We start from the raw sequence: 20,599 nt of genomic DNA on the forward strand, positions 1-20,599 counted from the left end.
CCCGGGCGCCCCAACTCCCCTGTGGACAGTTCAGGCGGAGGTCGCGACCCCAGCCATCAACTCGTCCAGGACACCGAGCATCTCCAACGCCGAGCCGGCTGGATCGGTCACCGGAGCCTGCACGGCCCGCACCACACCCGCCGGATCCACAACGAGCGTCACGCGCTTGAGCCGGTCGACCCCACCCGCACGGAACGTCGGCAGCCGCAGCGCCCCCGCCAGCGACACGTCCTCGTCCGACAACAACACGTAGGGCAACGACGCGTGCTCGGCAAACGCCGCCTGCTGATCCGGCCGCTGCGTACTCACCCCGTGCACCACGACACCGCGAGCCGCAAACGCGTCGTGCTGGGCGGCATACGCCATCGCTTCGACGGTGCACCCAGCGGCACCCGGGATCTCACCCCAACCGGGCGAATAGCCCTGTGCCGCAGGGGCCCAGGCACCCGGCATACAGAAGAGAACGGTCCACGAACCAGACGACAACGCGACGCGTATGCCGTCGTGCCCGGTCAGAGTGATCGGTGGCAGTGCGTGCCCCACGAGGTCGCCGACGCGGCGCGACTCGGCCGAGTCGGCGGTGATGCCTGCGCTCACTGACCCGTCGCCGAGGACGTGGCGGGCGCCCCAGTCCTGGAGGGCGACGAGCACGGGGAGCAGGCCTTCGCCCTTGGGCGTGAGGACGTAGTCGTGGCGCGGCGGTCGCTCCGAGTAGGCGCGTTTGTCGAGCACTCCGTCGGCGACGAGACCGGCGAGCCGCTCGGTGAGGGCGCGGCGGCTGATGCCGAGCTCGCGCTGAAGGGCATCGAAGCGAGTCACTCCCCCGGCGACGTCACGAACGATGAGGAAGGTCCACCAGTCCCCGAGCACGCCGAGCGACTGGGCGATGCCGCAGTCCTCGTCGGCCAGGTCCTCTCGTCTCATGGTGTGAGTATAGTCCGTTTCAATATGGAACTTACTCACTCTGGAGGACGCACGATGACTGGGGATGCACGCTCGTTCTGGACCTACTGGAGCGCGAGCGCCTCGAGCAACCTGGGGTCCGCGGTCGGAGCGATCGCCCTGCCGCTCACCGCGCTCAAGGTCCTTGATGCCACGCCGTTGCAGATGGGCCTCATCGCCGCGGCCTCGTACGCCGCGTGGCTCGTGATCGGACTTCCGGCCGGTGCGCTCGTGGCCCGCCTCCCCCTGCGCGGCACCCAGGTGACGATGGACCTGGCCCGCGCACTGGCGGTCGCGTCGGTGCCGATCGCGTGGTGGTCGGGTCACCTCACGATCACCCAGCTCGTCGTCGTGGCGCTGGTCATCAGCTTCGCCAACGTGATGTTCGACGTCGCGAACTCGACCTTCCTGCCGATCGTCGTGCCGCGCGAGCAGCTGCACGAGCGCAACAGCCTCATGTCCGCGACCCACGCCTCGACCCAGCTCGGCGGCCCGTCGATCGGCGGGCTCGCCATCCAGGCCTTCGGCGCGGTGCCGACGCTGCTCGTGGATGCCGTGAGCTACGTCGTGTCCGCGGCACTCCTGCGGAGCCTGCCCTCGCGCCCGGCCGTTGCCGATGCCTCCGAGGACCGGCCGCCGATGCGCCAGATGATCGGCGAGGGGTGGCGCTACGTCACGCGCCACCCGGTCATGGCGCCGTGCATGTGGTCGGCCACGGCGATCAACTTCGTCTGCGGCGCGCAGCTGGCGCTGTTCGCGCTGTACCTCGTGCGCGATCTTGACACTCCCGCAGCCTTCGTCGGGTTCCTCTTGGCGGCCGAGGGCGTGGGGTCACTCATCGGGGCGGCCTTGTCGCCGCGCGTGGTCCGCAGGCTCGGGTCGGCGCGGGCGTGTGTGGCGTCGTCGATCGTGTCGTTCGTCGGAGGGCTGCTCATCCCGATCGGCAACGGCTGGGTGGCGTGGCTGTTCTTCGCCTTGGGCAATGTCCTCTTCGCCGGCGGGGTGGTCATCTTCAGCACCGCGACCCGGACCTATCGCCAGCAGGCGAGCCCGCCGGAGATGTTGTCGCGCGTCATGGCAACCGTGCGGTTCGTGTCCTGGGGAGCCATCCCGGTCGGCGGGCTGGTCGCTGGCCTCGTCGCGACCTGGGTGGGTGCACGGTGGGCCCTGGTCATCTTTGCCGCGGTCGGCGTCATCGACGTTGCGATCGTGCTCCTGAGCCGCATCGGCACGCTGCGCGACCTGACGGACCTTGACGAGACCGACTCGCCCGCCCCACTCAACGCGAACGCAGACGCTCCTCGTAGCGCTCAGTGATCTCGCGGACAGCGGTGAGGTGCTTCATGAGCAACTCGAGTTCAGCCGTCGTGCATCCCTCGAGCAGCGGCATGCCCTCGATGACCATCGGCTCATAGAGCTTCCAGGTCTGCTCCTGCCCCTCCTGCGTCATCTCGACGAGGACGCGCCGACGGTCCGCCGGGTCGGCCGTGCGTCGCACGAATCCCTTGCGCTCCAACCGGTCGATCATCGACGTCGTGGCCGCGGGAGTCAGGCCCACCCGGCGGGCGAGCTCGCTCGCTGACCGCGGCTGGTCGACGAGCCAGTCGAGACAACGCAGATCCGCCGGACCCACTCCAAGAGCGCGCCCGACCTCGTCATCGAGGGCCTGCGTGGCGCGCTGGTAGGCCTGCGTGGCAGCGCCCACGTCAGCGATGAGTTGACGGCGTGTGACCTTCGGCATTATCTTTCGATTCTCGAACTATCAGATTCTCGAATAGTCGCATCTGTCGAATAGTACTGAGTTCTCACGAAAGGATAGCCATGAAGGCAATCGTCGTCGGAGCCGGCGTGGCCGGCCCACTCACGGCCATGGCCCTCCAGCGGGCAGGCATCGAAGCCGTTGTCGTCGAGCGACACGGCCCTCCAGACCCCCGGTCCGGTTCGTGGTTCTCGTTCTCCCCCAACGGTCTCGACGCGATGGATGCGGTCGGTGTCCTCGACCTCGCCAAGGGCCTCGGCAGCCCGACCCTCCGCAATGTCCTCGTCGGTGCGACCGGTCGCGAGCTCGGCGCCCTGCCCCTGGGCGCTCCGCTCGCCGATGGCACTCCCGCGCTGACGATGAAGCGCTCCGAGCTCACCGCCGCCCTGGTCCACGAGGCGGTGCGCCGTGGCATCACCTTCCGGTGGAACGCCGGCCTCATCGACGCCCGACGAGACGGGGACGAGGTCCACGCGACCCTCGCCGACGGCACGACCCTCACCGGCGACCTGCTCATTGGCACCGATGGCGTCCACTCGCCCACTCGTTGCCTCATCGATCCGGCAGCACCGGCTGCGCGCTACGTCGGGCTCACCAACTTTGGTGGCGTCATGCCCGGGGGCGCTGCCGTGCTCGACGGCGTGGATGCCGTGACGGAGCAGTGGCGCATGGTCTTCGGCAAGCGCGCGTTCTTCGGCCATCACGTCCACCCCAACGGTGACGTCGTCTGGTTCGTCAACGTGCCGGAACCCGCCATCTCCCCCGAGGAGCGCGCTCGCACCACCGACGACCAGTGGCGCCAGAAGCTCATCACTCTCATGGACGGCGACACCGGACCCGCCACGCGCATCATCGAAGGAGGCGTCCTCGAGCTCACCGGAGACAACACCCATGACCTCGGGCACGTACCCACCTGGCATCGCGATCGGATGATCGTCATCGGGGACGCCGCTCATGCCCCAGCGCCGTCCAGTGGTCAGGGTGCGTCGATGGCCGCTGAGGATGCCGTAGTCCTGGCCCAGTGCCTGCGCGACCTGCCCGACGTCGACTCGGCGTTCGCGGCCTACGAGTCCCGCCGGCGCGCGCGGGTCGAGAAGATCGTGAAGACCGGCGCCCGCAGCAGCAGCACCAAGTCACCGGGCGCGTTCCAGCAGGTCATGCTGCGCGCGATCTTCAAGTACGCCGTGACGCCGAAGAACACGGCCTGGATGTACGACCACCGGCTCCATTGGGAGGAGCGTCAGGCAACCAACTCGGCGTGAAGGTAGAACCAGTCGTCTGGCGGGTCCGGAATCCATCCGCCCCAGGGGTCCTCTGGCAGGGGTAGGTCTTGGAGGTGGACGTCGTCCATCCACTCGTCGGGTATGCGTTCGGGCGACGACCAGCCCTCACCCAGGATGGGCGGTGCGGTGGAGTCGTGGACTCGACCTGTCGGGGTTTGGATGCGTATGCCGTGTGGTCTCGTTCCGTCGAGCCCGGTCGACCGCACGGTGAAGTACCAGCCGACCTCTTCCTTGATCTGGTTGTGGCGTTTGCAGAGGCCTCCGGCGTTGGCTCCCGTCGTGGTGCCGCCGTCGTGGACGGGGTGGACGTGGTCGGCTTCGATGGCTGGGGCGTCGCACCACGGGACCCGGCAGGTGGGGTCGCGCAGTTGCAGGAACTTCCGTAGCCCGCCGTGGAAGCGGCGTCGGGTGGAGTCGAGGGCGACGAGGTCACGCCCGCTTGGGTCGGTGAACAGCCGACGCAGCCACACGAACGCACCGTCGTCGCGAGCCGCACCAGCGTCGTCGCCGCCCGTCGACGCGTCCTTGGCGGCGGTCCGGTGGTTCAAAAGGTCGGCGATGTGGGCGCGAGCCGCTTCGCCAGAGATCGGGCCCCAGCCGGGGATGACGGCCACGTCATCGGCCGGGGCCTGACCGCCGAACGCTGCCGGGAGCAACACCTTGTCGGTCATGACGAGGTTGACCTCGACGGGCTGCGGCTGATCCTTCGCCCGACCTGACAACAGCTCCAGTGCGCGGTCGGCCAGCCAGGCGCCCTTGCCTCGGCTGTCGGCCTCTGCTGCGGCGGCCGCCCACGCCTGGGGGGACAGGGTGGGGTCGATGATGTGACGTCGCTTCTCTTCAGCGGTCAGGGCGACGTGGGCACCGATGACGTCCTTCATCGGACCCAGGATCGACAACCACGCCATCCCATCCACCGCGGGCCGAACGCTCATGCGGCGGGAGGCGACCGCGCGACGGTTCCGCTCAGCCAACGACTCCGCGTCCAATGCGGCACCGGCACGCCGGGCTGCACCGGCCAGGGCTTTGTCACCCAGTGAGGTCATGGTTGGGGCCAACTGCTTGTCGACCTCGGCGCGGTGCTCCGCGCTCAGGCACGCGGTTTCGCGCACCAGGATCCCCGCCCGACGTTCACTGAGCTCACCACTGGTCAGCGCGGCCATCGTTTCGGGCATCTCCTTGACGAGAGCCTTGGCGACACCGACGTGCTGATCCGCCAGCGTCGGCGAGCACTTCCGCGCCAGCGCGATGTCGGCCCGGACACTGCGCGAGTCCTCACCCAATGTTTCGCGATCCACCACAGCGGCGGCGGTCAGACGCGCTTGCGCAGCGGCCGCGGCACCCTTCAACGCCTCGAGTGCGGACACTGCCGCGATCCGCTCCGGCTCGGTCAATCCCTCGGGATCGACGCCACTCAAAGAGGACAGGAAGGAGCAGACCTGAACCTCAGGCCCTGCGAGTGATGGTGTCCCCTCCATGCTCCTCATCGTACACCTGTTCGCCGACACTCGGCAGGTTATCCACACTCCAATTCGCCTGCAGCACAGCGGAACTCGTCATCTTTCAGCGTCCGCAAACATGGCTGAACCGGCCACTCGCCCCACGACTGGCCACCCACACAAAGAGTCCACCAGAAGCCTCTGACACCCGCCGACGGAACGGCCCGCGAGACAGGTGACCACACGGCATACGCTGAAGGTATGGCGACCCACCACGACCTGATCATCATCGGCACCGGGTCGGGCAACTCGCTCGTCACACCAGAGCTCGAAGGCCTCGACATCGCGATCGTCGAGGAGGGGAAGTTCGGTGGCACCTGCCTCAACGTCGGCTGCATCCCGACCAAGATGCTCGTGCTGCCCGCCGACCGAGTCATCGAGTCGCGCGAGGCCGAGCGCCTCGGCGTGACGTTCAGCCGAGACGTCAGCGTCGACTGGCCGGCCATCCGCGACCGGATCTTCACCGATCGCATCGACCAGATCGCCGCGGGTGGTGAGCGCTACCGGCGCAGCCAGGGCAACGTGACCGTGTATGCCGCGACTGCGCGTTTTGTCGGCGAACGTCGCCTTGCGCTGTCGACCGGCGAGGAGATCACCGCCGATCGTGTCGTCGTCGCCGCTGGTTCGCGCGCCGACCTGCTCGACCTCGACGGGCTCGACCGCGTCGACCCGGACCGCGGAGTTCACACGAGCGACACCGTCATGCGGATGGACGAGCTGCCGCGACGGATGGCGATCGTCGGCGGCGGGTTCGTGGCGTGCGAGTTCGCCCATGTCTTCAGTGCCCTGGGAGTCGAGGTCACCCAGATCCAGCGGTCGGGGGCGCTGCTTCGGGCCGAGGACGCCGAGATCTCGCGGCGCTACACCGAGTTGGCTCGGGGACGGCACGACGTGCGACTCGAGACAGTCGTGTCGTCGGCGACTCGCTCCGACGCCGGCACCTGGACACTCGGGCTCAAGGGCCTCGACGGCGACACCGACGTCGAGGTGGACGCGGTGCTCATCGCCGTGGGCCGCACGCCCAACGGCGCACGCCTCGAGGTCGAAGCCGGTGGCATCGACGTCGACGCCCGCGGGGTGGTCGTCGTCGACGCGCAGCAGCACACGTCGGCCGAGGGTGTCTGGGCCCTCGGCGACGTCGCGAACTCCTGGCAGCTCAAGCACGTCGCCAACCACGAGGCGCGGGTCGTCGCGCACAACCTCGCCGTCGACGCCGGGCGCTTGGCCGGGGAGCCGATCGAGGCCGACCACCGGTTCGTGCCGCACGCCGTCTTCGGGCATCCGCAGATCGCGGCCTTCGGGCCGACCAGGGCCGAGCTCGACGAGGCCGGGACGCCCTATGTCAGCAAGACGCAGTCGTTCGGTGACACGGCCTACGGGTGGGCCCTCGAGGACACGACCGGCATCCTCACGGTCTACGCCGACCCGACGACCGGGCTCATCCACAGCGCCCACTGCCTCGGGCCGAACGCCTCGACCCTCATCCAGCCACTCATCCAGGCCGCGTCGTTCGGGCAGAACGCGCACGAGGTCGCGCGCGGTCAGTACTGGATTCACCCCGCCCTCGCCGAGGTCGTCGAGAACGCCCTGCTCGGCCTTGAGCTTGAGCCCGAGAACTGACGAATGGTCTCCACGACAGCGATCCTCGGCGTAGCGCTCCTCGCGCTCGGCCTGGTGCTCACCCCCGGCCCCAACATGGTCTACCTCGCCTCACGCTCGATCTCCCAAGGGCGCGCGGCTGGCCTGGTCTCGCTCGCCGGCGTGGCACTTGGCTTCCTCTGCTACCTCGTGGCTGCCGCCTGCGGACTGTCGGCGCTCTTCGCACAGGTGCCGGCGGCATACACCGTCGTGAAGCTGGCGGGCGCCGCCTATCTCGCCCACCTCGCCTGGGGAATGCTTCGCCCGGGCGGCGCCTCGCCGTTCGATGCGCGTGAGCTCGCGCCGCACTCGCGCCCCCGGCTCTTCACGATGGGGCTGATGACGAACCTGCTCAACCCCAAGATCGCGCTCCTGTATGCCGCGCTGATTCCACAGTTCATCTCCCCTGCGGCAGGTTCGACGTTCACGCAGTTCGTCCAGCTGGGCGCGGTGCAGATCGCCATCGCCGTTGGGGTCAACGGGCTCATCGTGCTGGGCGCGGCCAAGGTGTCCGGCTACCTGCGTGAGCACCCACGGACGATGCGGGCGCAGCGGTTCCTGAGTGGCACGGTGCTCGGCGCGTTCGCCGCGAAGATGGCCCTGAGTCACCGCCCAGCCTGACCACCGTCGCACGCACCAGGGCAATCTCAGAACTGGTGTGTGACGAATTGACTCGGTGAGTCATGAGCAGGTGATGAACACATCACCGACGGAGCTGGAGCGCCTCGTGGAGAGGGCGCGCACCGCCGACCCCGATGCGTGGGAGGCGATCTATCGCCGCGCCTACCCGCGACTCTTCGCCTATGCGCGCCGTCGCCTCTCCAGCGATGGCGCCGCCGAGGACGCCGTGAGCGAGACCATCACGCGCGCCATGCACCGCATCGACGGTTTCGTGTGGGGTGATGTCGGCATCGACGGCTGGCTCTTCGGTATCGCCCGCAACGTGGTGCTCGAGACCTATCGGGCAGACGCACGCACGTATGCCGCCGACCCGGCCACGCTTTCGGAGCCGGTTGCCGAGGGGTTGCGTCCGCACGGTGCGCCGTCGAGTTCCGTCGATCCGGCGGTGCAGGTGGTCGCCATGGTCGAGCACGACATCGTCCGGCGGGCTTTCGCCCGGCTGACTGCCCCCGAGCAGGAGCTGCTCGAGCTGCGGGTGGTGTCCGGGCTGGGCGCACAGGCGGTCGCAACGCTGACGGGACAGCGGCCGGGCGCGGTGCGCATGGCGCAGAGCCGGGCCCTGGGGCGGCTGCGCGCGGAGTACGAGGAGTTGAACCGATGACAGATCACCCGAAGGACGACGAGATCAACGACCTGTGGGACCCCCGCGACGACGACGACCTGATGGAGGTGGGACGAGCCTTGGGATACGACGACCAGCGAGAGCCGCCGACCGACCGCATTGAGGCCATCCGGAGCGCAGCGGCCCAACTGCGCGACGAACAAGCAAGTGCCGCAGGCGAATCGCCCGTCACGCGCCTTCCCGGCAACCGACGGACCCTTCTGGTGGGCATCGCGGCGGCGACGGTCGGCGCCGCCCTCGGTGGCGGGGTCGCGAGCGGAGTCCTGGGAGGCCGCGACGAGGACAAACCAACCGTGCCGACCGAGGCCCTGACCCTCACCGGCGTCCCTGCTGGCGTGAGCGCCAGCGCCAGACTCATCAACCACACGTGGGGCACCGAGGTGCTGCTCGATGTCCGTGACCTGCCTCCGGGCACCGTCTATCGCGTCGGTCTGGAGACGACGACGGGCCCGACCGAAGCAGGGTCGTTCCTCTCGGTCGCCGACGTGCTCATGGTCTGCCGCTTCAACGCCGCACCACTACGAGCCGATGTGCGGGCCGTGGTCGTCCGCAACCCGAGCAACGAGCAGGTGATGCGCGCCGACCTTACCTGACCCGCTCGCACCACTCAATCCATGCCATCCATGCCATCCATGCAGCCTCAGACACAGGAGACCCATCATGAAGAAGACCTCCATCGCCCTCGCAGTCACCGGCGCCGTCATCGTCGCCGGACTCGGCACCGTTCCTGCCGCATCGGCGTTCGGCTCGGCCAAGGCAGTCGGTCTCGCAGGGGGAGGCACGACGCTCGTCGGCTTCGACCCCGAGCGCCCGAGTCGCGCCTCGAGCCCCCAGACAGTCACGGGCCTCGTCCAGGACACCGCGCTCATCGGCATCGACTACCGCGTGCAGGACGGTGAGCTCTACGGCGTCGGCAACCAGGGCGGTATCTACGTCCTCGACGCGCGGCGTGGCAAGGCCGTCCTCCAGGACCGTCCCCGCGTCACGCTCGACGGCAGCTCCGCCTACGGCGTGGACTTCAACCCGGCCGCCAACGCCCTGCGGATCGTCAGCTCCAACGGCACGAACCTGCGCGTCCCCTTCGCCACCGCTGCCGCCGCCATCGTCGACGGACCCCTGACCCGACCGGCGATCGCACCGGCCACGGGAACGGTCCCGGCCACGGGCGTCACGGCCGCGGCGTACACGAACAACGACCTCGACGCCACCACGGCGACCACGCTCTTCGTCATCGACACCGAGCGCGACCAGGTCGCCATCCAGTCACCGGCCAACGCCGGATCAACTGCCGCGACGGGAGCCCTGGGTGCGGACGTGTCTGGCGACATCGGCTTCGACATCTACAGCGACCTGCGCCGGGGCAAGACGACCAAGATCAAGGCGTATGCCGTCGTCGGCAGCACGGTGCACCGTGTCGACCTGCTCACCGGTGCCGCCCCGGCCATCGGCAAGCTCCGTGTCGGCGGCGTCACCGACCTCGCTGTCGCCCTCGACGACTGACTTGCGGCCCCACCCCATCCCCTGCCCGTCAGGGGGTGGGGTTGCGGGCGTCGTAGCGCAGGAAGCTCGGCGTCAGCTTGGCCAGGACGACAATCGCTGCGACACAGGCGAATCCGCCGATCACGGCGGTCAGGCCCTCGCCCACGTTCTCCGCGACGAACCCGCCGAGCAGCTCCCCGAGGCGAGGACCACCCGCCACCACGACGATGAAGACCCCCTGGAGCCGACCGCGCAGATGGTCAGGTGTCGCCGACTGCAGGATCGTCGTCCGGAAGACCGCACTCACCGAGTCCGACCCGCCGGCGACGGCCATCGCCACGAGCCCGACCCACAGGGCCTGCCCGCGGGTGAGGACGTCACCGGCCGCCAGCATCGCCGCGCCGAGACCAGCGATCGCCGCGCCCCAGCCGACGATCGAGATGAGGATGGCGCGCCCCTGGTGGATCACCGAGCCGAGCCGCCCGGAGAAGAACATCGCGCCGATCCCACCGACAGCTGCCGCCGCCGACAGGGCGCCCACGGTCGTCGCCCCACCCCCGAAGATCACCGCACCCGCGGCGGGGAAGAGCACGCGCGGTTGAGCCAGAACCATCGCGCAGATGTCGGCGATGAAGGTCATGCGGACGTTGGGTCGCGTTGCGAGGAACGAGAAACCATCCAGAACGGAGCGTATGCCGGGGCGAGACTTCACGGCCCCGTCGCCGTTGTCGTGCGCGGGTTCGGGTGGGAGAGAGGGCAATCGGGCCAGTCCCCACAGTGCCGCGGTCGTGATGAGCGCATCGACGGTGTACGCCGTCTTGAAGCCACCCCAGTCGACGAGGAACCCCGCGAGCAGCGGCCCGACCGTCATCGAGGCATTCATCGCGAATACCGACAGCGCGTTGGCGGCCGGCAACTGATCGCGGCGCAGGATGCGCGGATAGATCGAGGTGCGCGCCGGTGACGACACGGCAAAGGCGGCGTTCCACGCGGCGACGAGCGCATAGAGAACCCACACCTGGGTGTTGCCCATCCACGCCTGGAGCGCGCACAGGATGCTGACCAGGAAGGCGACGGACTGCGCAATGAGCCCGACGATGCGTCGGTCGAAGTGGTCGACGAGGGTCCCGCCGTAGAGCCCCATGATGACCAGGGGCACGAGGGCGCACAGCCCGACGATGCCGACCGAGCCCGTGGACCGCGTGAGGTCATAGACCTGCAGGCCGATCGCGACCACAGCGAGCTGGGAGCCGACATTCGACAGGGTGAACCCGGCATACAGGCGCCGGTAGTCCGGATTGCTCCTGAGCGGTTCGAGGTCGAGGAGCAGCGGCACCCTGTGACCCTAGAGCAGACCGAACGCGACGAGCTCCTCCTCGGTCATGAGCCGGCTGCGGATGAGGAACCGCACGCCCTCGGGCGCCTCCACCGAGAAGCCCGATCCCCGCCCGGGGACGACGTCGACGGTGAGGTGGGTGTGCTTCCAGTACTCGTACTGCGTCACGCTCATCCAGAACTCGATCGGCGTCACCCCCTCGGGCGCCAACGTGCCGAGCAGCACGTCGGCGTCCGAGGTGATGAAGTCGCCGACCGGGAAGCACATCGGCGACGACCCGTCGCAGCACCCGCCGGACTGGTGGAACATCAGCGCACCGTGGATGCGCTCGAGTCGGACGAGGAGCTCCGCCGCCGAGGCGGACAGATCCACGCGGGTCATCGCCGGTGCCTCGGTCATCTCAGAAGAACCCGAGCTTGTCCGGGCTGTAGCTGACCAGGAGGTTCTTGGTCTGCTGGTAGTGGTCGAGCATCATCTTGTGGTTCTCGCGGCCGATGCCGGACTGCTTGTAGCCACCGAACGCGGCGTGCGCGGGGTACTGGTGGTAGCAGTTGACCCAGACGCGTCCCGCTTCGATCCCACGACCCATCCGGTATGCCGTGTTCGTGTCTCGCGACCAGACGCCGGCTCCCAGCCCGTAGAGGGTGTCGTTGGCGATCCGCAGGGCGTCGTCGCGGTCGGTGAACTTCGTGACCGACAGGACGGGCCCGAAGATCTCCTCCTGGAAGACGCGCATCGAGTTGTCGCCCTCGAACACGGTCGGCTCGATGTAGTAGCCGCCCTCGAGCCCGTCGACGGTGCGCTTGTTGCCACCGGTGAGGACCTTGGCGCCCTCCTGCTTGCCGATGTCGAGGTAGCTGAGGATCTTCTCGTACTGGTCGTTGCTCGCCTGGGCGCCGACCATGACGTTGGGGTCGAGCGGGTTGCCCACGGTGATGGCGTTGACCCGGGCGATGGCCTTCTCCATGAACTCGTCATAGATCGACTCCTGCACGAGGGCACGCGAGGGGCAGGTGCAGACCTCGCCCTGGTTGAGCGCGAACATCGTGAAGCCCTCGAGCGCCTTGTCGAGGAACGCGTCGTCGGCCGCCATGACGTCCGCGAAGAAGACGTTGGGGCTCTTGCCGCCGAGCTCGAGGGTCACCGGGATGATGTTCTGCGAGGCGTACTGCATGATCAGCCGCCCGGTCGTCGTCTCGCCGGTGAACGCGATCTTGTTGATGCCCGGGTGGGACGCGAGGGGCTTGCCGGCCTCGACGCCGAAGCCGTTGACCACGTTGAGGACACCGTCGGGGAGCAGGTCGGCGATGATCTCGACGACTCGCAGGATCGACGCGGGCGTCTGCTCGGCCGGCTTGAGGATGACGCAGTTGCCGGCCGCGAGCGCGGGAGCGAGCTTCCACGTCGCCATGAGGATGGGGAAGTTCCACGGGATGATCTGACCGACGACGCCGAGGGGCTCGTGGAAGTGGTAGGCCATCGTGTCGTGGTCGATCTCGGAGATCCCGCCCTCCTGGGCGCGGATGCATCCAGCGAAGTAGCGGAAGTGGTCGATCGCGAGCGGAAGGTCGGCGGCGAGGGTCTCGCGGACCGGCTTGCCGTTCTCCCAGGCCTCGAGCACGGCGAGCTCCTCGAGGTGCTGCTCGAGCCGGTCGGCGATCTTGAGCAGGATGTTGCTCCGCTCCGTCGTCGACGTGCGACCCCAGGCGTCCTTGGCGTCCGTGGCGGCCTGGACGGCGGCGTCGATGTCGGCTGCCTTGCTGCGAGCCACCACCACGAACGCCTTGCCGTCGACTGGCGAGATGTCCTCGAACGTCTCGCCATCCTGGGCAGGGACCCACTTGCCGCCGATGAAGTTGTCGAGCTGCGAGGGCAGAACCACCTTCGAGCCGTCCGCATTGGGGGGTGCAAACACCATGACCGGACCTCCTTGTCCTTGAGGTGACGCGCCAGTGCGCCACCGCTTGTCCGGACCGTAGGTCGGCGAAGGTTGGTCAGAGGTTGGCCGCGAGCAGGGCGAGGAGCTCGGCCCGCGCGGTGTGCGGGCGGTCCCCCAGCGCTGCCAGAGCCCGTTCGACGACCTCGGTGTCATAGGGCACCGACCGGGCATATCGCACTACGACCTCGGGGCGCGGGTCCGCGAGCAGCGACTCACGCACCGCCACTGCGAGGTAGTCGCCGGTCTGGGTCAGCTCGGGTGAGTCCGTTCCCGGCATGAGATCTCCTCCGTATGCCGTGACCGCACCTTCCACGTCTCCGCTCCGGACCGCGCGCATCACCTCGACGGCATCGCAGGCGACGGGGAGGTCGAGCCGATAGGGACGAGAGGCCAGCCGACCGCCCAGGGCTTGGCGCAGGTGCGACACCTCGGCCTTGAGGGTGGACGGCGAGACGCGGGCGTCGCCGTAGACCGCGGCGTGCAGGGCATCGAGGCTGAGCCCCTCGGGGTGGAGGGCGAGGACCGCGAGGATCTCGCTCTGCCGTCGGGTGAGCAGGAGCCGGACACCGTCGACGTGGGCCTCGGCCGCACCGAGGACCCGCAACGTGAGGCCAGCTCCCGTCCGAATCTCGCTGCCGCCCAGCCCTGCTCGCGGGATCTCACGCTCGAGCAGGGACGCGAGGGCCGTGGCCGTGGCGGCGCCGATGGGGTGGGTGCGGTCCCACGTCGTCGACAGGTCGAGGACACCGAGCTGTTCGCCGGTGGCGAGGTCGCGCACGGGGGCCGCCCAGCACACCCAGTTGTGGACGATCGGCGCGTAGTGCTCCGCCGAGAAGACCGTCTGCGTCCTGCCCGTCTGCTGGGCGAGCGACAGCGCGTTCGTGCCGACACTGTCCTCGTCCCAGCGCCCACCGACGACGAAGTTGACGCGTTCGGCCTTGCGGCGCATGACTCGCCCGCCATAGGTCCAGAGCAGCCGGGTGTCCCGGTCGGTCACGGCGACGACGAGGTCGCCGTCCTCCGCGACTCGGCGCAGCTCGGTCTCGAGCTGGCCCACGGCCACGTGGAGTGGCGACTCCTCGAACGCCGCCTGCGTCTGCTCGGGGTCATCCATCGGGGCCTCGGTGACGCTGTCGGCCACGCGGTGGGCGCTGCGGTTCCAGCTGTCGACGATGGTGTCGGGCACGTCGTCGGTGCCGGTGGCGCGACGTGCGGCCCACTCCTCGCGGGCACGCTCGAGGGCACTGCGTCGCCCCTTGAGGTCCCTGGTCGTCATCGACCCTCCATCCACACCGGTTGCCCGCCACGCTAACCGCGCGCGCTGTGCACGGGGAGGCGAACGGTCAGGGCAGGCGGTGAGTGAGGCAGTAGATGCGCCCGACGGGGTCGCGCAGGACCGTCCAGAACTCGTGCTCGGAGACGACGCTCGCGCCGGCGCTGACATGGGCGGCCCGACTCGCCTCGCGGTCATGGCAGGCAAAGTCGAGGTGCCCCTCCACCGGGCCGGTCGGCTCGCCGAGCTGCTGGAACAACAACCGGACGGGTATGCCGTCCGGTCGCGTCAGCGATGTGAACTCCGGGAGCGCTCCGGCGCGCCTCGGCCAGCCGGTGAGGCGCTCCCAGAAGTCCAGCTCCGCGGCATACAAATCGCTCGGAACGTCGAGGCAGACCTGGTCGAGGAGGTCGGGTTCGCCGTCCCGGATCTGGGTCGTCGGCGAGCCGGTGGTGGCCCACGAAGTGAGGCAGAAGGTGAACCCGCCGGGTGACTGCAGGACGATGACGTCGTCGTGACGTGCGACCTCGGTGGCGCCGAGCCGGATGGCCTCGGCGGCCGCCTCGGGGAGCGGCTGGTCGACGTCGAGATCGAGGTGCACGCCTCCGGCCTCGAGGGCACGCTGGACCTTGACCCAGGCGTCGCCGCGCTCCGGGAGCAGGGTGGCGAACTCACCTTGCTCACCGCGTCGAGGAGAGACCTCCGTGCGAGTCACGCTGCGCCAGAACGCTTCCGAGGCCTCGGCATGGCCCTCAACAGTGTCGAGAAACGCCCACATCCACCGAACGGTCAACACGAACGCTCCTTCAATCTGAACTGACGGTGATGACAGAGATGCCCGTGGCACCCCGCGCGAGCTTCTGGTCGGTGGTCAGCAGCGGCCAACGGAGTTGGCGTGCGAGGGCCACGTAGTAGGCATCAGAGATACGCAGAGAATGCCGCATGGCCCACGCATCCGCAGTGAGGTCCAGCATGGGAACGCGCTCAATTGCCAGCCTCCCCGCCTGCGTCAGACACGATGCCGACTCCTCGCTGGTGATCGTGCCCGCACACTCCAGCCGCCACAGCGTCGACGACACCTCGAGGCTCAGGAGGTCAGGTGCGGCGAGTTGGACGTCACCGGCGATGTGGCCTCGGATCTGTTCCCACCCCGGACTGAGCAACAGGAAGTCAACAAGAGCACTCGCATCCAGGACGATCACTCGAACTCGGCCCGCACCTCGTCCACCACCGACTGCACGTCGATGCGTCGGCCACGCACAGTCTCGGCTCGTTCCGTGACCTCGGCGATCCACTCATTGCGTGAAGGAAGGGCGACCTCGCGGCGGAGGTTGCGCAGGACGAGGTCGCTCACGGTCAGGTGTTCGCGGACAGCGCGTGCCTTGACCGCGGCGTAGAGGTCGTCCGGAACGTTCTTCACCTGCAGGGTCGCCATGTCATGAAACTATCATGACGACGTCATGATGGGCCAGCAGGACCTGACCCGCTCACGCCACCACTGGACGCGTTCAGGTGTCGCAGCACATCGGTCCAGGAGGTCGGGGTCTGCGGTGACCCGCCGCACCTGCAGGGCGCCACCCACCGGAGTCAACGAGTCGGTCGTGACGTCGCCGTCGAGCAGCGCCACGGTGCCCAGGCCGCAGGCGTGGTCGAGCCGCGGCAACGCGGCGGCAAGGGCCACGCCGGCGGCCATGCCCACGCTCGTGTCGAGGGCGGACGACACCACCGCCGGCAGTCCGCACTCGGCGACGACCTCGAGGGCGCGGCGCACTCCCCCGAGGGGCGCCGCCTTGATGACGATGAGGTCGGCTGCCTCGAGATCGCGTACGCGCATCGGGTCCTCTGCCTTGCGAATCGACTCATCGGCCGCGACCGGGATGCCGATTCCCCTGCGCGCCAAGGCAATTCGCAGATCTCGCAGCTCCTCGACGCTCGCGCACGGCTGCTCGGCGTATTCGATGTCGTATGCCGCGAGCCGACCGAGCACGTCCGTCGCAGTGGCGACGTCCCAGGCCCCGTTGGCGTCGATCCTGACCCGAGCGGAAGGTCCCATGGCATCGCGAACCGCAGCGACGCGGCATACGTCATCGTCTGTTGTCTGTCCGCGTTCGGCGACCTTGACCTTGGCAGTCGTGGTGCCCGGGAAGCGTTGCAGCACACCGGGAACGGCGTCGGGGGTGACGGCTGGCACGGTGGCGTTGACGGGTACGGAGTTCCGGACCGCCACCGGCCAGCCGTGCCATGCAGCCTCGACCGCAGCCGCCAACCACCGACTGGCCTCGGGCGGCGTGTACTCGAGGAAGGGGCCGAACTCGCCCCACCCCGCGGGTCCTTCGATGAGCGCTACCTCCCGCTCGGTCACTCCGCGGAACTTCACCCGCATGGGGATCGACACGACACGCAACGTGGCGAGGACGTCGTCGAGCGAGGGCTCGGTCAGCGGTGGGGCCATGGGCCAAACCTAGTCGTGCCCGAAGGAGAGACCACCCGCGATTTCGGGCGCTCCCGCCATTGCCATCGGTGGCCACATGGGGTGCCATGGAGGCATGCAAACCACGATCAGCATCGACTCGGCACTCCTCAAGCAGGCCCGCGGCTACGCCAAGGGTGCCGGCCTGACGTGGAACGACTTCGCGGAGCAGGCCCTGCGCGCCCACCTCGAGACGGTCGACCCGGGCGGCGCCGTCGTCGTCGAGGCGTCGGGCGAGGTGACCCACTTCGTGGTGGTGTCCGACGAACTGGCTCAGGCCGAGGACTCCCACAACTACACCTGGCAGCGCTGAGCAGGCCCGACGCTAGGCTCCGACGCGTGACTGCGATCGATGGCGTGAGTGAGACGTTCGACCCGACGGCGTGGGATGAGGTCGAGGGCTTCGACTTCACCGACATCACCTATCACCGGGCCAAGGGCCTGGGTGCGGTGCGCATCGCGTTCGACCGGCCCGAGGTGCTCAACGCCTTCCGGCCGCACACCGTCGACGAGCTCTATCGCGCCCTCGACCACGCCCGTCGCAGCTCGGACGTCGGTGTCGTCCTCCTCACCGGCAACGGCCCGGGACCCAGCGGCACCGGCAGCGAGGGCAAGTGGGCGTTCTGCTCCGGCGGCGACCAGCGCATCCGCGGGCGCTCGGGCTACCAGTACGCCGCGGAGGGCACGGACGATGTCACCGCTGCTGGCGTCGACGAGCGCCGGGTCAAGGCCGAAGGCGGGCGCCTCCACATCCTGGAGGTGCAACGCCTCATCCGCACGATGCCCAAGGTGGTCATCTCCCTCGTCAACGGTTGGGCGGCCGGCGGCGGTCACTCACTCCACGTCGTCTGCGACCTGACGATGGCGTCACGGGAGCACGCCCGCTTCAAGCAGACGGACGCCGATGTGGGCTCCTTCGACGGCGGCTACGGGTCGGCCTACCTCGCCAAGATGGTCGGGCAGAAGTTCGCCCGCGAGATCTTCTTCCTCGGCCGCACCTACACGGCCGACGACATGCACCGCATGGGTGCGGTCAACATCGTGTCGGCCCACGCCGAGCTCGAGGCCGATGCGCTCCAGGTCGCTCGCGAGATCATGTCGAAGTCGCCGCAGGCGCAGCGCATGCTCAAGTTCTCGTTCAACCTCGTCGACGACGGGCTCATGGGCCAGCAGGTCTTCGCGGGCGAGGCGACGCGCCTGGCCTACATGACCGACGAGGCCGTCGAGGGGCGCGACCAGTTCCTCGAGAAGCGCGACCCCGACTGGTCCCCCTTCCCCTGGTACTTCTGACGGACCTCAGGCCAGGCGTCGGAGCGTGGCCAGGAGCTCTTCGTCGCGCTCAACGTCACTCGTCGACCAACCCCCGCCACGCGACGTCAGTCGCAGGGGATTCTCCAGCTCCTCCTGCACCAGGTCCGCGAGGGCATGCCCGGACGGGCCCATCTCGACGAGGAGCTGCGCGACATCAAGGCGGATGGACTCGTTGTTCACCCAGCACGTTCGCAGGGCGCTGGCCAGTCGGGGCGCGAGCGCAGGCTCTGGGTCGATGCGCCACAGTGCGCGTGCCGAGTGCAGCTGCGGCCAGCCGTGGCGGTCATCACCCTCCATCCCGACCAGAAGTGCCGGGATCGCCTCTTCGACGCGCATCTCACCGGCAGCATCCGCCGCCGCGCGGTAGGTGAAGCCGTTTGTGGGCGCGTCGAGCTCGTGCAGGACCACAGAGAGGCCGCTCCGGTTTGCGTCCACCGACCACAGGGCGTGGGCGGCCGCGACAGCAACCTTCGGTTCAGCCCCCAGGAGATCCTGGAGCTGCGGCACGACTCGCCGCGCTGGTGGGCCGAGAAGCCTGAGCGCACGAATCGCGAAGGGGTCCGGCAGCACGCGCAGAACCTCAGGCACCGCCTCGGCAAGGCCCAGCTGCGCGACGGCCTGCAGCAGCCCGTAGGTAGCCTCGCCACCCGCCCTCAGGGCCCGAACCACGTCGTCGGCGAGCGCCGAGGAGACAGGGCCCAGGCGCGCAACCTGGAAGCCGACACTGCTGCTGGGGTGCGCACGCCGCAGCTCCGTCCTGAGGTGCGGCACGGCGTGGGGGTCCTGCACGTTGACGAGGGCAGCAAGCACGCTCTCGTCCACGGGGGCCTTGACCAGTTCAGGTCGGGCTGGCGCCGCGAGCGGTCCGGCCACCATCAACGCGCGACCCACCTCTTTTGGCGCCTCGTCCATCCTGGCGGCGATGAGGCGCACCAGGGACGCATGGTCGCCGCGGACCTTCCGGATGTGCTCGCTGGCAGGGCTGATGGCGTCGAGAGCGATCTCCCAGTCCGACGAGGTCAGCAGGGCCATGAGCAGCGGTGCAGGATCAGGGACTGCCTCGCAGACTCGGGCGATGACTCGCTCCTCCGCTTCGGCGCGACGCTCACGCTGTGGCGCCCGGCGGGACAGCCTGCGTCGAGTCGAAGTGGGGAGCGCCGGCCCGTGCTGGTCGTAGGCGGCCTCGACCGTGGCCACCAGGGTCGGCGTCGCGATGGGCTCACCGGCTCGGGCTGCTTCGATGAGCGCAGCGATGCGCACGCCGGGGTCAGGGCTCTCCCGCTGCCCCCGCACCCAGTCGTCGAGCTCGCTCAGTCCCTGTCGGCTCAACCAGCCCAGTGCTGCGTGAGCCGTCGTCCGGGTTCGAGGGTCTCGCTCCCGCTCGAAGAGGGCGAGAAGCGCCTCGGCCACTCGCCCGTCGGGTGGCCCTGCGAGGCTCGCCACGATTGCCGAGTCGCGCACTCGCGCGTCGCTGGAGGCGAGCTGATCGAGGAAGACCTGACGAGCGTCGGCGATCAGTCTCCGGGCGTCTTCGTACGTCCCACCGGGTGCCAGCCAGGGCCGAGCCTCGCCGAGCTCCACCAGCGAAGCTGTGTCGATGCCGCCATAGCTCCCGAGCAGGTCGAACGCTGTCGCCTGCGAGGGGCCCGGGCGCTGGGCGATCTCCAGGAGGAACGGGATGGTCGCGAGCGTCGAGTCGTACACGTCGCCCTGGTGGTGGACCGCACCCCAGAGCCCCTCCTCCGACTCGGACCGCAGCTCCGCGTCGGCCGCGACAAGGCCGCGCAACATCGCGGGCACGTCCCCTGCCGGCCCGTAGGCGTGTTGCATGGCCGTCCAGTCGAGGTCGTCGATCCCGTCGAGCACGACACCAATCTAGGTCAGCCGGACCCGCCGATGTCGACCTCGTAGGCCTCATAGATGAGGTCGGCACCGCGCTGGCGGTGACGGATGATGCGTCCGACCAGCTCGGTGGCCGTTTCCCGGTGCGCCGCAACGGCTTCCGCGCTCTCGAGCCCTTCGTCGCGTTCCCCCAACAGTCGCTGGACGATCTCGACGAAGTCGAGGTGCTCGTCCATCTGGACCTTGGAGACGGAGGCGAGGCGAGGCGCTCGAGCCACGGCATCGGCATACAGACCGCCGGGCTCCTCCGTGATGGCGCGGTGGTCGCGCAGGTCGTGCGCGAGCTCGGTCAGGGCCGCCCGGACCCGCCGCCGCCACAGCACCCCCAATCCCAGAGGCAGGGCCAGCGCAGCATCGAGCGCGGCCAGTGACTCACCCAGCTCGGCTCGGTGCGCCCGGACACGTTCGAGGTATGCCGCGAACTCAGGGTCCATCCGCCCATCATCCTCACGATGGCGTGCGCTG

Annotated in this window: 22 protein-coding genes; 9 read left to right on the forward strand and 13 right to left on the reverse strand. The window is 69.0% G+C overall.

Annotated elements, in window-relative coordinates:
* Positions 1 to 30: 30 nt before the first annotated feature.
* Positions 31 to 924: a winged helix-turn-helix transcriptional regulator gene (locus tag JNB_RS08955; protein ID WP_009776122.1), complete on the reverse strand. Its 894-nt coding sequence runs from the start codon at positions 922 to 924 to the stop codon at positions 31 to 33.
* Between the two features lie 54 nt (positions 925 to 978).
* Between JNB_RS08955 and JNB_RS08960 the strand changes: the two genes are divergently transcribed.
* Positions 979 to 2,259 (forward strand): MFS transporter, encoded by a 1,281-nt coding sequence (locus JNB_RS08960; RefSeq protein ID WP_009776123.1) that lies wholly within the window; start codon positions 979 to 981, stop codon positions 2,257 to 2,259.
* On the opposite strand, the gene JNB_RS08965 is transcribed toward JNB_RS08960, so the two are convergent.
* On the reverse strand, positions 2,222 to 2,683 hold the full coding sequence (locus tag JNB_RS08965; RefSeq protein WP_009776124.1) for a MarR family winged helix-turn-helix transcriptional regulator: 462 nt from the start codon (positions 2,681 to 2,683) through the stop codon (positions 2,222 to 2,224). The genes JNB_RS08960 and JNB_RS08965 overlap by 38 nt on opposite strands.
* An 80-nt stretch (positions 2,684 to 2,763) precedes the next feature.
* On the opposite strand from JNB_RS08965, the gene JNB_RS08970 reads away from it, so the two are divergent.
* A complete protein-coding gene (locus tag JNB_RS08970; protein ID WP_009776125.1) occupies positions 2,764 to 3,963 on the forward strand; it encodes an NAD(P)/FAD-dependent oxidoreductase in 1,200 nt (399 codons plus the stop codon).
* Here JNB_RS08970 and JNB_RS08975 read toward each other — a convergent pair.
* Positions 3,942 to 5,462, reverse strand: coding sequence for an HNH endonuclease signature motif containing protein (locus JNB_RS08975; RefSeq protein WP_237700632.1), 1,521 nt, complete (start codon positions 5,460 to 5,462; stop codon positions 3,942 to 3,944). The genes JNB_RS08970 and JNB_RS08975 overlap by 22 nt on opposite strands.
* Before the next feature lie 222 nt (positions 5,463 to 5,684).
* Here JNB_RS08975 and JNB_RS08980 point away from each other — a divergent pair, with 222 nt between their 5' ends.
* The 5 genes from JNB_RS08980 to JNB_RS09000 all read left to right on the forward strand — a co-directional run bounded on the left by JNB_RS08980 (position 5,685) and on the right by JNB_RS09000 (position 9,924).
* Complete coding sequence (locus JNB_RS08980; protein WP_009776127.1) at positions 5,685 to 7,103, forward strand: mycothione reductase; 1,419 nt, start codon at positions 5,685 to 5,687, stop codon at positions 7,101 to 7,103.
* A 3-nt stretch (positions 7,104 to 7,106) separates the two neighbouring features.
* Positions 7,107 to 7,742, forward strand: coding sequence for a LysE family translocator (locus tag JNB_RS08985; RefSeq protein WP_009776128.1), 636 nt, complete (start codon positions 7,107 to 7,109; stop codon positions 7,740 to 7,742).
* Positions 7,743 to 7,815: 73 nt separating this feature from the next.
* Positions 7,816 to 8,403, forward strand: coding sequence for an RNA polymerase sigma factor (locus JNB_RS08990; RefSeq protein ID WP_009776129.1), 588 nt, complete (start codon positions 7,816 to 7,818; stop codon positions 8,401 to 8,403).
* Positions 8,400 to 9,017 (forward strand): hypothetical protein, encoded by a 618-nt coding sequence (locus tag JNB_RS08995; protein ID WP_009776130.1) that lies wholly within the window; start codon positions 8,400 to 8,402, stop codon positions 9,015 to 9,017. Before JNB_RS08990 ends, JNB_RS08995 begins: the two co-directional genes overlap by 4 nt.
* Before the next feature lie 67 nt (positions 9,018 to 9,084).
* Positions 9,085 to 9,924 carry a DUF4394 domain-containing protein gene (locus JNB_RS09000; protein ID WP_009776131.1) on the forward strand — a complete coding sequence of 280 codons (840 nt, stop codon included), beginning with the start codon at positions 9,085 to 9,087 and terminating at the stop codon, positions 9,922 to 9,924.
* Between the two features lie 28 nt (positions 9,925 to 9,952).
* On the opposite strand, the gene JNB_RS09005 is transcribed toward JNB_RS09000, so the two are convergent.
* The 8 genes from JNB_RS09005 to JNB_RS09040 all read right to left on the reverse strand — a co-directional run bounded on the left by JNB_RS09005 (position 9,953) and on the right by JNB_RS09040 (position 16,903).
* Complete coding sequence (locus JNB_RS09005) at positions 9,953 to 11,239, reverse strand: MFS transporter (protein WP_009776132.1); 1,287 nt, start codon at positions 11,237 to 11,239, stop codon at positions 9,953 to 9,955.
* A 9-nt stretch (positions 11,240 to 11,248) separates the two neighbouring features.
* A complete protein-coding gene (locus JNB_RS09010; RefSeq protein ID WP_148232598.1) occupies positions 11,249 to 11,620 on the reverse strand; it encodes a DUF779 domain-containing protein in 372 nt (123 codons plus the stop codon).
* Between the two features lie 19 nt (positions 11,621 to 11,639).
* On the reverse strand, positions 11,640 to 13,157 hold the full coding sequence (locus JNB_RS09015) for an aldehyde dehydrogenase family protein (protein WP_009776135.1): 1,518 nt from the start codon (positions 13,155 to 13,157) through the stop codon (positions 11,640 to 11,642).
* 76 nt (positions 13,158 to 13,233) lie between these two features.
* A complete protein-coding gene (locus tag JNB_RS09020) occupies positions 13,234 to 14,454 on the reverse strand; it encodes a helix-turn-helix domain-containing protein (RefSeq protein WP_009776136.1) in 1,221 nt (406 codons plus the stop codon).
* Positions 14,455 to 14,521: 67 nt separating this feature from the next.
* A complete protein-coding gene (locus tag JNB_RS09025; protein WP_202795223.1) occupies positions 14,522 to 15,247 on the reverse strand; it encodes a VOC family protein in 726 nt (241 codons plus the stop codon).
* A gap of 10 nt (positions 15,248 to 15,257) precedes the next feature.
* Entirely contained in the window at positions 15,258 to 15,653 is a 396-nt protein-coding gene (locus JNB_RS09030; RefSeq protein WP_009776138.1) for a type II toxin-antitoxin system VapC family toxin, read from the reverse strand.
* Positions 15,650 to 15,886: a hypothetical protein gene (locus JNB_RS21495; RefSeq protein ID WP_009776139.1), complete on the reverse strand. Its 237-nt coding sequence runs from the start codon at positions 15,884 to 15,886 to the stop codon at positions 15,650 to 15,652. The genes JNB_RS09030 and JNB_RS21495 overlap by 4 nt, the downstream gene beginning before the upstream one ends.
* A gap of 12 nt (positions 15,887 to 15,898) precedes the next feature.
* Entirely contained in the window at positions 15,899 to 16,903 is a 1,005-nt protein-coding gene (locus JNB_RS09040; RefSeq protein WP_009776140.1) for an o-succinylbenzoate synthase, read from the reverse strand.
* Between the two features lie 94 nt (positions 16,904 to 16,997).
* Between JNB_RS09040 and JNB_RS09045 the strand changes: the two genes are divergently transcribed.
* Together JNB_RS09045 and JNB_RS09050 are read left to right on the forward strand one after the other, a co-directional pair.
* Positions 16,998 to 17,234 carry a hypothetical protein gene (locus tag JNB_RS09045; RefSeq protein WP_009776141.1) on the forward strand — a complete coding sequence of 79 codons (237 nt, stop codon included), beginning with the start codon at positions 16,998 to 17,000 and terminating at the stop codon, positions 17,232 to 17,234.
* Between the two features lie 26 nt (positions 17,235 to 17,260).
* On the forward strand, positions 17,261 to 18,211 hold the full coding sequence (locus JNB_RS09050) for a 1,4-dihydroxy-2-naphthoyl-CoA synthase (protein ID WP_009776142.1): 951 nt from the start codon (positions 17,261 to 17,263) through the stop codon (positions 18,209 to 18,211).
* A 6-nt stretch (positions 18,212 to 18,217) separates the two neighbouring features.
* On the opposite strand, the gene JNB_RS09055 is transcribed toward JNB_RS09050, so the two are convergent.
* Positions 18,218 to 20,098 (reverse strand): hypothetical protein, encoded by a 1,881-nt coding sequence (locus tag JNB_RS09055; RefSeq protein ID WP_009776143.1) that lies wholly within the window; start codon positions 20,096 to 20,098, stop codon positions 18,218 to 18,220.
* Positions 20,099 to 20,112: 14 nt separating this feature from the next.
* Positions 20,113 to 20,568, reverse strand: a complete 456-nt coding sequence (locus tag JNB_RS09060; protein ID WP_009776144.1) for a hypothetical protein — start codon at positions 20,566 to 20,568, stop codon at positions 20,113 to 20,115.
* Positions 20,569 to 20,599 lie beyond the last annotated feature (31 nt).

The sequence above is a fragment of the Janibacter sp. HTCC2649 genome (genome assembly GCF_000152705.1).
Lineage (GTDB): Bacteria > Actinomycetota > Actinomycetes > Actinomycetales > Dermatophilaceae > Knoellia.

Coding starts and splice junctions, on each gene's coding strand:
- JNB_RS08985 (WP_009776128.1), top strand. CDS start 7,107: ATGGTCTCCACGACAGCGATCCTCGGCGTAGCGCTCCTCGCGCTCGGC.
- JNB_RS08975 (WP_237700632.1), bottom strand. CDS start 5,462: ATGGAGGGGACACCATCACTCGCAGGGCCTGAGGTTCAGGTCTGCTCC.
- JNB_RS09045 (WP_009776141.1), top strand. CDS start 16,998: ATGCAAACCACGATCAGCATCGACTCGGCACTCCTCAAGCAGGCCCGC.
- JNB_RS09015 (WP_009776135.1), bottom strand. CDS start 13,157: ATGGTGTTTGCACCCCCCAATGCGGACGGCTCGAAGGTGGTTCTGCCC.
- JNB_RS08990 (WP_009776129.1), top strand. CDS start 7,816: ATGAACACATCACCGACGGAGCTGGAGCGCCTCGTGGAGAGGGCGCGC.
- JNB_RS08960 (WP_009776123.1), top strand. CDS start 979: ATGACTGGGGATGCACGCTCGTTCTGGACCTACTGGAGCGCGAGCGCC.
- JNB_RS08965 (WP_009776124.1), bottom strand. CDS start 2,683: ATGCCGAAGGTCACACGCCGTCAACTCATCGCTGACGTGGGCGCTGCC.
- JNB_RS08980 (WP_009776127.1), top strand. CDS start 5,685: ATGGCGACCCACCACGACCTGATCATCATCGGCACCGGGTCGGGCAAC.
- JNB_RS09060 (WP_009776144.1), bottom strand. CDS start 20,568: ATGGACCCTGAGTTCGCGGCATACCTCGAACGTGTCCGGGCGCACCGA.
- JNB_RS09020 (WP_009776136.1), bottom strand. CDS start 14,454: ATGACGACCAGGGACCTCAAGGGGCGACGCAGTGCCCTCGAGCGTGCC.
- JNB_RS09000 (WP_009776131.1), top strand. CDS start 9,085: ATGAAGAAGACCTCCATCGCCCTCGCAGTCACCGGCGCCGTCATCGTC.
- JNB_RS21495 (WP_009776139.1), bottom strand. CDS start 15,886: ATGGCGACCCTGCAGGTGAAGAACGTTCCGGACGACCTCTACGCCGCG.
- JNB_RS09040 (WP_009776140.1), bottom strand. CDS start 16,903: ATGGCCCCACCGCTGACCGAGCCCTCGCTCGACGACGTCCTCGCCACG.
- JNB_RS08970 (WP_009776125.1), top strand. CDS start 2,764: ATGAAGGCAATCGTCGTCGGAGCCGGCGTGGCCGGCCCACTCACGGCC.
- JNB_RS08955 (WP_009776122.1), bottom strand. CDS start 924: ATGAGACGAGAGGACCTGGCCGACGAGGACTGCGGCATCGCCCAGTCG.
- JNB_RS08995 (WP_009776130.1), top strand. CDS start 8,400: ATGACAGATCACCCGAAGGACGACGAGATCAACGACCTGTGGGACCCC.
- JNB_RS09010 (WP_148232598.1), bottom strand. CDS start 11,620: ATGACCCGCGTGGATCTGTCCGCCTCGGCGGCGGAGCTCCTCGTCCGA.